Origin of the sequence: Psychrobacillus sp. NPDC096623, from assembly GCF_044762655.1 — a bacterium.
Taxonomy (GTDB): domain Bacteria; phylum Bacillota; class Bacilli; order Bacillales_A; family Planococcaceae; genus Psychrobacillus.
Map to the genome: position 1 here is coordinate 65659 of NZ_JBIWER010000005.1, position 13206 is coordinate 78864.

The window sequence follows — 13206 nt, forward strand, 5'->3', positions numbered from 1 at the left end:
TAAGAAATAAAACAGAGGTGGCTTACCGAAATGTCACAAGAACAAGAAATAATTGAACTTAAAGAAAAAATTGCTTATTACGAGCGAATTATTAATACAATTTCTACTCCCATTATTCCATCGATCGTTCCTAAGACTATTTTAATCCCTATTGCTGGCTATATGTTTAGAGAACGCTTCGAAAATATACAGACGAAAACACTCCACTATATCGGAGAGCATAAAGAAATTGAACATGCAGTCTTTGACTTTACGGGTGTTAATGTAGAAGATGTGGAAGCATTCGATTACAACGAACTTGCTATGTCCATTTCCAGTTTAAATAGTTCCCTTCGATTAATGGGAATACGACCAATGTATGTAGGATTCAATCCTCGATTTATCCGGGAAATTGTTCACGCTAGTATTCAAGTGGACATCGAGACATATAAAAGTTTCCGAGATGCCTTGAACAAGCTTTTAGTAGAATCAAAAAAAACCATCAGTATTAAATAAAAATTGTTAAGGAGAATTGCTATGAGCAACTCTCCTTTTTTTTGCTGTTAACTAGTACAATAGTTTTTGTTTAAAAAGAAGTAAAACAAATTGGTCCATTCTTTGGTTTGAACCACTCATCTAGTTTTTTTGGATCTAGCTGATATATTATTACTTCTCCGTAATTATAAAGGGATTCGATAGTAACACAGCCCATCCACCACGAACTTAAATCATGGATTCCGATGGTTATATGCGCCTGTACTTCGTTTCTTTCTACTTTATGAATTTTCCACTGGTCACTACTATAAGACAATTCATATATCCCCTGCTGCTCCGGTATAAATGAATCCTCCACTGCTAACAGAACCTTTGTATTTCCCTGAGGTCTTCCTAAGCCGTGAAAATTAGTATCATTAACAAAATTTTCTATATTAGTAATTCGATACATGATTCCCGAACCTGTCTTTGCCACTTCATGATACACACTTGGAATTACATAGTTTGTATCATTCATGGGATTAGAAAGACTATACACAAATGATTGATCATTCGTACGGAAAATAACTCGATCTACTTGATCCTGCTGTGAACTTACCCAAGAAGCGAGTTGCTTATAAGCAAGTGGACTACTCCAAATCCATTCGTGGATAATCATATGTTGATGAAGAAAATGACTGTCTTTTACTGGCTCCAAAGTAAAAGCTAGCGCACCAATTAAACGGTTTTCCTCTTCTACTCCAACATAATATGTTTTTCTCGTTTTAATATATTCTCTTTCTTTCCAAGTTCTTTTCAGCATTCCATGATTGTTTTGAGCGTATTCATTATATAAAGATACGATAGCTTCTTCATCTGCTGGTGATAAAAATTTCACCCTACTTTTATTGCCATCAGTTATTAGTGCCCCCGGTTTAAACTTAAATTCATATCGTAATGGTCCATAACCATAACCCATTTTTCGATAAAAGCTAGGGTTAAATGGATAAAGCGAAACGAGTGCAATATTTTCCTGTCGAGCATAGTTATGAAAATAAGAAAGTAGTTTAAAAGCGATTTTTTCTTTTTTATGTAATAAATGAACAGCGACCATGCCAATACCGAATATGCGCTGAAATTTTCCATTTATATTACATTCAAAATCATTCACTCGAAATATCCCTAGAAGTTCATCCTGTTCATCAAAACAGCCAAAAAATTGAATGCCATTTTCTTCATTTTGTTCTGTTTCCAATCGCTCGATGAATTCTTTTTTCTTTTCATCCGATTGAATAAGCATTCCTGGATAAGCTAGTGAAGCAATATCGGTTGCTTGTTTCAAATCCTTTGTTTGTAGTAACCTAATCATTCCATTTCCCCCTATATTAGCAATTATGTTAAATTGTATTATAGAATAGACGAACAATTATGAGAATAAAAATTTACTTTAATTACTAAAAAAAGAGTTTTCCAAGTATAAAAGGAAAACTCTACTAATAGGAGGTCGAACATGAAAGTACAACTTCCAGTTCAAGGTTTTTCTCAGTATGATGCATCGATACAAGCAAATTATCGAGCTTCTGCGTGTGGACCAGTTACTGCTTATGTTTTGTTAAATTATTTGCTTCCACAAGCATGCCCCTTTCCACCTAATGTTTTATACAATAAATTAGGTGGAACGCGCATTGGGTTATTTACCTATCGTTTTATTCGTAATATGCGAAAATTACTTGGACCAAATTGGAAAGTAAACAAATGTACATTTCAAGTGGCTTTAAACGAATTGAAAGATGGAAGACCCGTCGCATTAAAATTCGATAAATACTTTTCGCTTAAGTGGAATAAAAAATTCACTTTTTCCTATCACTGGGTTCCTCTCTTAGGCTATGAATTAGTAGATAATGAAGTAATACTAATCATCCATGATAATGGCGGCAGAAATCGTCCCAGTCAAATTAGAAGAGTTCGATATGCAGATAATGCTTCCATATTAACGTTTGTTCAAATAACTCCATTAGGGATATAATTATTTTTGAAGCTGCCTAGCCAATATTGTATAACCATGCTCATATAAAAAGTCATGCTTTTCCGAAGAGATATCTCCGATCTGTAAATGTTCTAACTCAGCTTCAATTGGTACATCCCTACGAATAGTAGCCAACTCTTTGGAAAGCTTGAGCATCTCTAAATCCGTTTCAATTTTCGTTCGTTGACCTGCCTTCAAAAGTGGCAATGCTTCTATTACTTTATCGACATTACCATAGGTTTGGACAAGCTGTAGTGCTGTTTTTGGTCCAATCCCCTTCACTCCCGCATAGCCATCACTAGAATCTCCCATAAATGCCTTCACGTCAGGGAATAGTAATGGCGAAATACCGTATTCTTCAAGGAATCGATCTTCGTTGTATACATCATAAATAGTAAATCCCTTTTTCGTAAACGCAATTTCTGTGGATGGCTCTAATAATTGCAGAAGATCCTTATCCCCACTAACTATCGTAAACCTCGCATCATCTTTCCATTTATGTGTAATCGAAGCAATCGTATCATCCGCTTCCATTCCAACTATTCCAAAATTCATCCATCCAAGATGCTCCGATAATTCTTGCGCCATATCGAACTGTGGGATAAGTTCTTCAGCCGGCTTAGGACGGTTTGCTTTATAGCCGTCATATAACTCATTTCTAAATGTTAGCATGCCTTTATCCCAACACACGGCCATATGTGTTGGCTTCATTAAATTTTGTGCGGCCAATACATGGCGAGCAAATCCTTGCACTGCATTTGTCGGGATGCCTTTGTCATTTTTAAAATAATTCCCGGACATTGCAGTGGCAAAAAACGATCTAAACAATAATGCCATTCCATCTATTACTAATACATGTGGTTTTTCCTGAGTCATTCCAAACACCCTTTTTTTAAAGTTTACTTATTATAACACGGGTGGATTCATTCTATTAAACATTGGGTATATAGTTTGAAACTAATAGAATGGAGAAAGAAAGATGAAAATACATAATGGATCACTTTATTGGCCAACTACTACAAAGCCATTCACACCAAAAACTACTTATGAAAAACTAGATATATATGATGTTGTAATAGTAGGGTCTGGAATGTCGGGATCACTTACTGCACTTGCATTAGCGGAAAGTGGTCTGAAAGTAGCAATCTTAGACAAACGTGAGATTGCAACAGGTAGCTCTAGCGCAAACACAGGTCTCTTGCAATATTCGAACGACATTATGTTGCATGAGCTAATCGGTCAAATCGGGGAAAAGGATGCAGTTCGCTTCTACCAACTTTGCTATGAAGCTATGGATCACCTTGAAAAGATTGCAAAGAACCTTCCTTTCGAAGTAGACTTCATCCGTAGACCAAGTATATGCTTTGCCAGCGACGAAAACGATGTAGAAAAGATAAAAGCTGAGTATGATACATTGAAAAAATACGGCTTTCCTTGCGACTATTGGGGAAGAAACGAAATGGCTGAGAAAATGCCTTTTTCAAAACATGGAGCTTTGGTGACATTTGGAGATGCGGAGATTAATCCACTGAAGTTTGTGCATGGAATCCTAACTAAGCTAGAGGAGTTAGGCGCACATTTATTTCCATATACAGAGGTTTTGGATGTATTTGACGATAACGATTCTTTAGACATACGTACATCAGGTCAATCTTTTTATGCCAAACACATCATCTACACAACAGGCTATGAAACTACTCCTGTAGGGAAGCGGATTGGAGCCGATATTAATCGTTCCTATGCATTTGTTAGCAACCCAATCCCAAATTTTAGTGATTGGTATGAACAATCCTTAATATGGGAAACAAAGCGACCTTATTTATATATTCGATCAACAGTTGAAGGAAGGCTAATTGTTGGAGGACTAGATGAGGATAAACCAGAAGCACCTGAATCGGAAGAAATTATTCAACAGCGAGCAGAAAATTTATTACAGCAAGCAAAAATGCTCTTCCCTAACTATGATATTCAGATAGATTATGCTTACGCTGCAAGCTTTGGTGAGTCAATTGATAATATTCCATTCATTGGAGAACATCCGACAAAAAATAATCACTATTATTTACTTGGATATGGTGGCAATGGAACAGTATATAGCATGCTAGGATCACAAATTTTAAAAGACTTAATAATAGGTAATCGAAATGAGGATGCCGAGCTTGTGGGGCTTGAGCGGAAATATGGAATAGCATAAAAAAGACGTGATTTGTATCTTTTGAAATAAGATAAAGAAAGCCTGTAGAGGTTCATGAATTAAGCAAGAACCTCTATATTCTTTAGAAACTCTGGAATTTTCCAGGCTAAATTAAAAATCTAGCTATATAAAAACAGACCCAGTATTTCACCCTTCAATTTGATTTTCTAATAAATTTGGCAGTAACCATCTCTTTAGTCCATAAGATATTCCTATAAGTTTTGGCTCTTAATGTATTTGTTGAAAATATAATTTTTGTATAATATTCATTGGAAAAGTCTTTAGGAACATGCTTGTAATCTAATTGGAAAGCATCCACTCGTGAATATTCTTTCATACTTCTAGCTTGTAAATAACGAGATAACTTACTCAGAGTATCTCCACTTTCTAATAAACCGTTTAGAGAGAAAACGATACTCTTCTTTCTTTTAATTAATACATCAAAAACAAACATAATAACTCTATCTTTATCTCTTTCTTTTGCAATAATATCCATACAATTACCTTCATTCTGTGCTATAAAATAAAGTGTATAACCAAACCAATTTTGTTTTAATTGAAATGGAAAAAATGCAATGATGCGGTTATGCTCTTTTACCGCATAGATTTCTACACCTTTTTGTTCCCCCAAAACTTCCCACAAACTATAAACAAATTCATACTCTAAAAATGGGTTTGTATTTTGGTTTGCTTCTAATATTGCTAACCAATCCTTCTCGTATATACTCAACTGCTTATAGGTGTTTATGAGAACGAGTTCCAAATGATCCTCCGTTCTTTTTAATATTGTTTTATAAGAAAATAAAACTGATGTTAACACTAAATTTATTTGTTAGGAATACTCATTTTATCCTCATTTATATAAGCTCATAATCGTTTAACATTATATTTATTTATGCATTGCTTTGCTATCAACTAATTATTTCATTTTTAAGAATTCTTTTAAGATACTTAAGTAAATCTCTTCTTAACTCTTCCCTCTTCATCGCCATCTCGATAGTGGTCTGTATGAAACCTAACTTCTCTCCAACATCATAGCGCTTACCCTCAAAATCATAAGCATACACTTTCTGTAACTTATTTAACTTTTGAATCGCATCCGTCAGTTGAATTTCTCCACCAGCACCTGTTTCCTGCTTACCAAGAAATTCAAAAATTTCCGGTGTTAAAACATAACGCCCCATAATTGCAAGATTAGAAGGTGCTGTACCCTGTACGGGTTTTTCTACAAAGTTACTAACTTGATAACGTCTACCCTGAATTGAACTTGGATTAATAATTCCATATCTATGAGTTTCCTCATCAGAAACTTTCTGGACACCGACTACGGATGAACCGGTGTCATCATACTGTTCCATTAATTGTTTTAAACAAGGTTTTTCAGCTTGGACGATATCATCACCTAGCAAAACAGCAAATGGTTCATCACCGATAAAATTACGCGCACACCATACTGCATGTCCTAATCCTTTAGGTTCTTTTTGGCGAATATAGTGGATTTCAACCTTAGAGGATTGATTAATTTTATCGAGTAATTCAAACTTTCCTTTTAGTTTCAGATTTTCTTCAAGCTCAAAATTTCTATCAAAATGATCTTCTATCGCACGTTTTCCTTTACCGGTAACAATGATTATATCTTCTATACCTGATGCTATTGCTTCCTCCACAATATATTCAATTGTAGGTCTATCAACAATAGGTAACATCTCTTTTGGCATTGCCTTAGTAGCTGGTAAAAAACGCGTTCCTAAGCCTGCTGCTGGAATAATTGCCTTTCTGACTTTTTTCAATTTTCATCACCTATTTCATTTTTTGTTATTTCAAATATGCCTCTACACCAGGCTATTAAAAGGAATTAATACCTTCCTTGTAAATAAGTATGATCTTATAGAGATAAAGAATTAAAGAAATAATAGCGGAATTATTCAGAACTAATTATTCTTCTGATATAACCAAGCATCATGTCAGATGGCTTTAATATCACGTTTAGCTGTCCAACCTAGTTGGTTCTTAGCTTGCAAAGCGTCAGCATAGAATGAGGCAATATTTCCAGGTCAAGTCTATGATTTTCTATTTTATATGGTACTTTAATATCATTAGCTTCTTCAAAGGCTCATACTTATTCTAATACACTAGTACCTTGACCAGTCTCTAAGTTATAAATATGAACATCCTCAGTGAGAATATCTAATGCTGCTAATGACCCTTCTGCTAGATCCACCACATGAGTATAATCACGAACTCCTGTACCGTCTGCGGTTGGATAGTGCCTTCCAAAGACTCTAAGTTTCTTCCTTTATAGTTGTCGCATTTAGCTAAGAAAATAGACTAAGACGCATTAACATCCAATGGCGAATTAAGCATCTTTATATAATCCAACAGTATACTCACCATCACGAAGCCCATCCACCGCAAATATTGTCCCGTTTGAATGGTCAACGTGACTAATGTGGTGCATTGCATCATTTTTCCAATCACCTATATGACTAGCTTCAATAGCTTTCCCAAGATTAGTGATCGTACAATCTGTTGTAGTCAAATCTGATATTTTATACCAATGCGTGTATTCTCCGTACATATTTGTAGCAACTGGCGTAATTTGGACAGGCATAATAATATAGTCGCCACCATGAAAGATATTTCCCGCGTTTCTTTTCCCTTTTTCTACGCCATCTTGTGCAATAATGTTTCCAAGAGGGTGTATTGTCCAGTTAGTATTTCTCCAATCACCACTAGTGTTGTAGTAAAGTATCACATTATCAGCAGGAATTGTAGATGTTGTCATGAACCAAATTTCCCCTATTTTAAAAACATTCGTATCAACAAAAGTACCTGGCAACAGATTTTCTTGAAACTCCCATTCTGTTGGGAAATTTATTGCTTTATATAATTTTACGTCTAGCATTGTGTCGGGTAACATATACCAATCTCCATCGTATTTAAATACATTAGGATAAGCGGAACGGTGCCCATGTATTTCATGACTTAATACAATTTGGGTATAGTTCCAATCGACCAGGTTATAACTCCACGCATGACCTATTTCGTCAGACGTTTGTGAGTTATTTGGATTTGTCCCACCTAAGACTTCAAAAAACATATGATATTTTCCAGCATCAAACACAATAAAAGGATCTGCTGTTCCAGAAGGATTTTGTCTGTCTGTCACAATTTCTTTTGTGATTACAGGATTGGTGACACGTTCATATTCTTTTATATCTGGTGTCATGAAAATTTCGCTTTTTCGTTCATTTTCGTCAACCTCAAAAACGAACTTATCTTTAGGGAATTTATATTTTTCTCCAGAGTATGAGACATATTCTAAAGGCAATACACTACCCATAACAAGCATTACTTCATGCAGAGGTACAAGGGTATGAGAAATGGTCACTCGCATATAAGCAATCGTATTATTTGTGGGAACAGTAAAAGTAGTTGCAACCTCAATCTCCAAACCACTCACAAAATTATTACTCTCATCCCAAAAAGTAATTTGACCACTTCTAGTATTTTTAGAGTATAGTTGTCCAATATCCACAGGAATTAAACCACTGGATGCTACCTCAACAAATTCAGTCCAAACACCAGTACTATATTCATAGTATCCACCATTTTCAACTTTTGATAAGTCCAATAGATTGACACTAGATGGAATTGTTTCTACATATTTTATTGCCGATGGGTTAACTTCTTTCCCTATATCGTTTAATTCTGGTTTCGTACCAGTTTTTGACAAATGTGTCTTAGTGTTTTCTACTTGTCTATCGATTGTTTCAAAGTTTTCATTCCATTCATCTAAAAATAATCTATCTGTTGGCGCCCATTTATTTAGTTGTAAATGTCTAGTTTTTTCCGTTGACAATTCATCACCCCATTTTTTCTGCAGGTTTAACAGGTAATTTAGAATGATTCTCCTGGTTCTCTGTAAGTATCCCAGACTATCGGCCTCCCCCACTTCTGCCCTCTCCATTAATTACATTATGCTAGTACGTGGAAGTATAGACTTAGTATATTGTGCAAAATTATGTACAGAGTATCCGATATAAATAACAATTGAAAATCGAGGAGTTATCATAATAATTTTTAATCTAACACAGATGAGGAGCGATTTTGAAAGACTGCCGATATCTCTAATAGCTACTTTTTATGTAATGATTGCTAAAGTTGATAATGGGAAGTTATTAAAGAAGAGTAATTATACAGATATGAGTTCGTGGATAACATGGTATCGGAATAGCTCTACTGATTTGTTTATAGAATGCGATTTATCCGATGAAGTTCATCAGCATTTTATTGCTGGTAGAGGAACACAGGTGATGTGTGTACTGATTGATAGTTCTGGTGAGTTTGCTGGCGTTTGTTTGTTTTGAATGATTGGTTGGATAATGAAGAGAAAAAGTACATGCTGAACAATACATGTTTAGAGGATATGTTTTTTGATTGTTTCATTATAGTACGTTAATTGATTGATGGAAGTGATATTTTTGTTTTTCTTTTGTAATTTTTTAACATCAAAAAAAGGATTATGCATTCGTGGCACAATCCTCTAGAACTAATTTTTTTCAAGGCATTTATGTAGCACTCCTATTACTTAATAATTACATTTTCTTTTCTCCAAGAAGAAGGGATGAATGATTCCCTCACATATCAGATATTTGAAGGAGTGGACAGTGATTATGAGATACTAGATGATTTTCATAAAGGAAATCAATGAAGATACTTAGTTTTGATGTTAATGTTTTTAGCCTTCACTCTTTATAATTTTTCTCAAATCGCCAAGAATCTCGACACATCGAAACAATATCACGTTTTGCTGTCCAACCAAGCTCTTGCTCAGCTTTTGATGCATCTGCATAAAATGAAGCAATATCCCCGAGACGTCGAGCAACAATTTCATAAGGAATTTCCATACCATTAGCCTCTTCAAATGCTCTCACTAACTCTAACACACTTGTACCACGACCTGTGCCCAAATTATAAACATTGACACCTTCCGTCAAATCCTCGATTGCCGCTACATGTCCAGCAGCTAAATCCAACACATGAATATAATCACGAACACCCGTGCCATCAACTGTCGGATAATCATTACCAAACACACGCAACTGCTTAAGTTTCCCTTTCGCCACTTGCGTTATATAAGGCATTAAATTATTTGGAATACCATTCGGTGCCTCACCAATTAAGCCACTTTCATGTGCGCCCACTGGATTAAAATAACGAAGCAGAGTCACTGCAAAACCAGGATTAACGTTTGCTATATCCGTTAATATACGCTCACTCATCCCCTTCGTTTCACCATAAGGACTCGTCGTAGGCAATAAATCCATCGTCTCCACGAATGGCACCTGATTGTCTCCATAAACCGTAGCAGATGAACTAAAGACAAATCGTCCGACATTATACTTTAAACAAGCACCAGCCAGCACCATCGTACTCACCAAATTATTCATATAATACGTTAATGGTTTTTCTACCGATTCACCTACAGCTTTCAAACCAGCAAAATGAATCACACCATCAATCTTATGATTTTGAAAAATACCTTCTACTGTGCCTTTATCCGTTACATCTATCTTATAAAAGATAACTTCCTTACCTGTTAGTTGATTTATTTTATCAATAGAATCACGCTTACTATTACAAAGGTTATCAGCTACAATTACTGAGTGCCCCGCTTCAAGTAAAGCAACACATGTATGGGAACCAATATAGCCTGCTCCTCCTGTTACTAAGATTTTCATCAGCCGTATCCCCCCTAGTTTCTATTTAGAATTTTATGTAACTTAATACATGATGTATATTAATAGTAGGTATCGAATTTCTAGTATTAACGCTGTGAAATTATTTCAAAATAAAGCTTCTATATCCTTCATACGCTGACTAATTGAAATAATTTTTGACCGTTCAATTATTTTTTCTTTATAGTAAGTTTGCATATTTTTATTTTCAATCACTTCTGCCATTGCAGTATAAATACTATCTTCATTTATTTCTGTAACAATTCCATATTTATTATCTTCACCTAATAGTTCCTTCACTCCAGAGCAGTCTGTAGCAATAATTGGTATACCCAAAATAGCCGCTTCTTGAGTAACAAGTGCATACCCTTCAGCCCTGGATGCTGAAATAAACCAATCTGCATGTTTTAAATATTTATAAGGATTATTTTTTAAACCTAAAAGTTTAACATTGTTTAATTGATTTTGATCAATATAATTTTCTAATAGTTCTCTATATTCGCCATCACCAATAATATATAGACTATATTTATAGTTATTGATATTTAACTTCTGACAAACATTTAATAACATATCAAAACCTTTCTCTTTACATAAACGACCAACTGACATAAATAAGGGGCTATGATCAAGATTATCAATAATTGCCTCTTCTTTAGATTTTTCTTGAATATATTTTTCATCAAGAGGATTTGCTCTAAATATAAGATTACCCAAATCTCCAACATTTTTAATAACACTTTCTTTAACTTTGTTAGAAACACAAACTATATAGTTAAATTTTTTCATAACATTTAATTCTTGTCCTTCTTTAAAAAAACCTTTTGTCCAGTGCAAGACATCATAATCAGTATGAACCCATGCTATTTTTTTCGGAGCGTCCAAATCTGAAATAAAATGCATACATGGACCTTCTTTAATTGCAATCACGATATCAAATTGTTCTTCTTTTATTAATCGTTTTATTTTTCCATTATTTATCTTTCTAAGAACCTTATTGCATGCTCTTACTAGAATTGATGTACCTTTTATCAACTTCTTATTTATATACCAATAATCCACTGTTTCATCATAAGAATCATAAAATTTTTGCTCATAGTTGTTAGTTAATATCGTAATCTTATATTTATCTATCGGTAAATGATTAACTAAATTCATCATAACCTTTTCTACACCACCTCCATAGATATGATCATTCATAATCAATATTTTTTTCATGCTTTTTTCACCCCCCCTTTCTCTCGAATTTCCGTATTTTACCAAGTAAAAACTTCCGTTCATTAGCACTTAACAAAATAAAAGAAAGAACCACGGCTGATATAAAAGTAAACACACATATATTAAGAATCAAACTAATCCAGGTAGTTATTTCGATATTATTTATTATAATAATTCCAATGAAAGCTAATATTCCGAATGACAAAATACTTTTAAATGCTCCTCTATAAAAAGAATACCACGGTAAATTTAGACATCTGGCCGCATAAGGTATATGAAAAACAAATGTCAAAATGAATGAAAATATCATACCGGTACCTGCTATAGCGTATAAACCTAAATCTGTAAATTTCAACAAAATAAATACTGTGCTCATTATTATGCAACCAAAAACTATCATTACAATAGAATCTACCTTCACTTTGTTTGTTATTGTAAAAACGCTATATAGAGGATTAATAACACCTGTGATCACTGAATTAAATACCGCTAATATAGATAATATATGGATTAGATTTGTATCCTCGTTTGGCACCCATAAGGCATAAAATGCACTACCAAAACAAAATAAAATAGCATTCGGTATTACTGAAAAAATAGTCATTATTTTCATTGATTGATTAATTTGATTAACTAAATCCCTAATATCGCCTTTTGCATAAGCTATTGTCATAGACGGTGCAAACACAGCTGCAATTGTACCTATGAGAGTTATAACAGCGGTTGGAATAGTTTTTGAAACTGCTAAAACCCCCATTGCTGCAGAACTGATAAATAAGTTTGCAATTAATAAGTCTAATTGCGAAGTTAATATTTGACTTAGTCTAGTCCATGTATTCCAAATACCAGAAGAAACAACTTCATATATTGATTTTAAATCAAAATAATGTCTATTAACTTTTATCTTAGGCAACAACGTATTAGTAAAATGAATATTGGAAATTAAAATAAATAATGTACTAATAAATGTTGCTAGCCCCACATACCACATTGACGGAACAAATCTAATAAATAATACTAGTAATATAATTACCTTGATTATTTGCGATATTATTCCAGCTATAGATGATAGATATAATTTATTTGTTACAAACGTTGCAACCCCGTATGTCCCTGAAATTAGACCAATAATAAAATTCAATAAAATAAAACCCCATAATAATTTAACGTCCAATAATATTTCAAGTGAAATATTAATCATTTTTTCAAGGTATAATACTAAGAAAATTGAAGGAAAAATCATTAGAACTGCAATTACAAAATTTACAATTACAACTGATGAAAAATATTTACTTGCTCCAACCTCATCATTTTGATGTATACTTATAGAAATAAATCTACTTGCCATAGAATTTAATGCAACTGTTAATACGGTGGCATAATTAGCAAAATTATTCGCTAAACCCAAAAATCCATATGCTTCACTACCTACATTATTCACTATAAATGGAGTTAGGAAAAAACTAATGGAAATATTAACCAAAAAACCTATTATTTGAGCTAACATATTTATAGCTAACTGTTTATTTTTAATCATCCTTCAAAAAATATCGGCCTTCTATATATAAAAAGCT

General features: G+C 33.8%; 12 protein-coding genes. 4 read left to right on the forward strand and 8 right to left on the reverse strand.

Annotation, left to right across the window (positions count from 1 at the left end; genetic code table 11):
- The first annotated feature begins 30 nt into the window (after positions 1-30).
- Positions 31-495, forward strand: a complete 465-nt coding sequence (locus ACIQX2_RS13980) for an STAS domain-containing protein (RefSeq protein WP_402851537.1) — start codon at positions 31-33, stop codon at positions 493-495.
- Positions 496-565: 70 nt separating this feature from the next.
- Here the strand turns inward: ACIQX2_RS13980 and ACIQX2_RS13985 are convergent, their stop codons facing one another.
- Entirely contained in the window at positions 566-1822 is a 1257-nt protein-coding gene (locus ACIQX2_RS13985; RefSeq protein WP_402851540.1) for a GNAT family N-acetyltransferase, read from the reverse strand.
- Positions 1823-1963: 141 nt separating this feature from the next.
- On the opposite strand from ACIQX2_RS13985, the gene ACIQX2_RS13990 reads away from it, so the two are divergent.
- Positions 1964-2479: a C39 family peptidase gene (locus tag ACIQX2_RS13990; RefSeq protein WP_402851542.1), complete on the forward strand. Its 516-nt coding sequence runs from the start codon at positions 1964-1966 to the stop codon at positions 2477-2479.
- Here ACIQX2_RS13990 and ACIQX2_RS13995 read toward each other — a convergent pair whose 3' ends face one another.
- Positions 2480-3355 (reverse strand): 5'-3' exonuclease, encoded by an 876-nt coding sequence (locus ACIQX2_RS13995; protein ID WP_402851545.1) that lies wholly within the window; start codon positions 3353-3355, stop codon positions 2480-2482.
- Positions 3356-3458: 103 nt separating this feature from the next.
- Between ACIQX2_RS13995 and ACIQX2_RS14000 the strand changes: the two genes are divergently transcribed.
- Complete coding sequence (locus ACIQX2_RS14000) at positions 3459-4673, forward strand: NAD(P)/FAD-dependent oxidoreductase (protein WP_402851547.1); 1215 nt, start codon at positions 3459-3461, stop codon at positions 4671-4673.
- 154 nt (positions 4674-4827) lie between these two features.
- Here the strand turns inward: ACIQX2_RS14000 and ACIQX2_RS14005 are convergent, their stop codons facing one another.
- The 3 genes from ACIQX2_RS14005 to ACIQX2_RS14015 form a co-directional block, all read right to left on the reverse strand.
- Positions 4828-5436: a GNAT family N-acetyltransferase gene (locus ACIQX2_RS14005; RefSeq protein ID WP_402851549.1), complete on the reverse strand. Its 609-nt coding sequence runs from the start codon at positions 5434-5436 to the stop codon at positions 4828-4830.
- A 148-nt stretch (positions 5437-5584) separates the two neighbouring features.
- A complete protein-coding gene (gene galU, locus ACIQX2_RS14010) occupies positions 5585-6463 on the reverse strand; it encodes a UTP--glucose-1-phosphate uridylyltransferase GalU (protein ID WP_402851551.1) in 879 nt (292 codons plus the stop codon).
- Positions 6464-7029: 566 nt separating this feature from the next.
- Positions 7030-8535 (reverse strand): glucosamine inositolphosphorylceramide transferase family protein, encoded by a 1506-nt coding sequence (locus ACIQX2_RS14015; protein WP_402851554.1) that lies wholly within the window; start codon positions 8533-8535, stop codon positions 7030-7032.
- 343 nt (positions 8536-8878) lie between these two features.
- Between ACIQX2_RS14015 and ACIQX2_RS14020 the strand changes: the two genes are divergently transcribed.
- Complete coding sequence (locus tag ACIQX2_RS14020) at positions 8879-9043, forward strand: VanZ family protein (RefSeq protein ID WP_402851557.1); 165 nt, start codon at positions 8879-8881, stop codon at positions 9041-9043.
- A 378-nt stretch (positions 9044-9421) separates the two neighbouring features.
- On the opposite strand, the gene galE is transcribed toward ACIQX2_RS14020, so the two are convergent.
- From galE to ACIQX2_RS14035, 3 genes are all read right to left on the reverse strand, one after another.
- On the reverse strand, positions 9422-10417 hold the full coding sequence (galE, locus tag ACIQX2_RS14025; protein WP_402851560.1) for a UDP-glucose 4-epimerase GalE: 996 nt from the start codon (positions 10415-10417) through the stop codon (positions 9422-9424).
- Between the two features lie 105 nt (positions 10418-10522).
- Complete coding sequence (locus tag ACIQX2_RS14030) at positions 10523-11632, reverse strand: glycosyltransferase (protein WP_402851563.1); 1110 nt, start codon at positions 11630-11632, stop codon at positions 10523-10525.
- 7 nt (positions 11633-11639) lie between these two features.
- A complete protein-coding gene (locus tag ACIQX2_RS14035) occupies positions 11640-13169 on the reverse strand; it encodes an MATE family efflux transporter (RefSeq protein WP_402851565.1) in 1530 nt (509 codons plus the stop codon).
- Between the last annotated feature and the right edge of the window lie 37 nt (positions 13170-13206).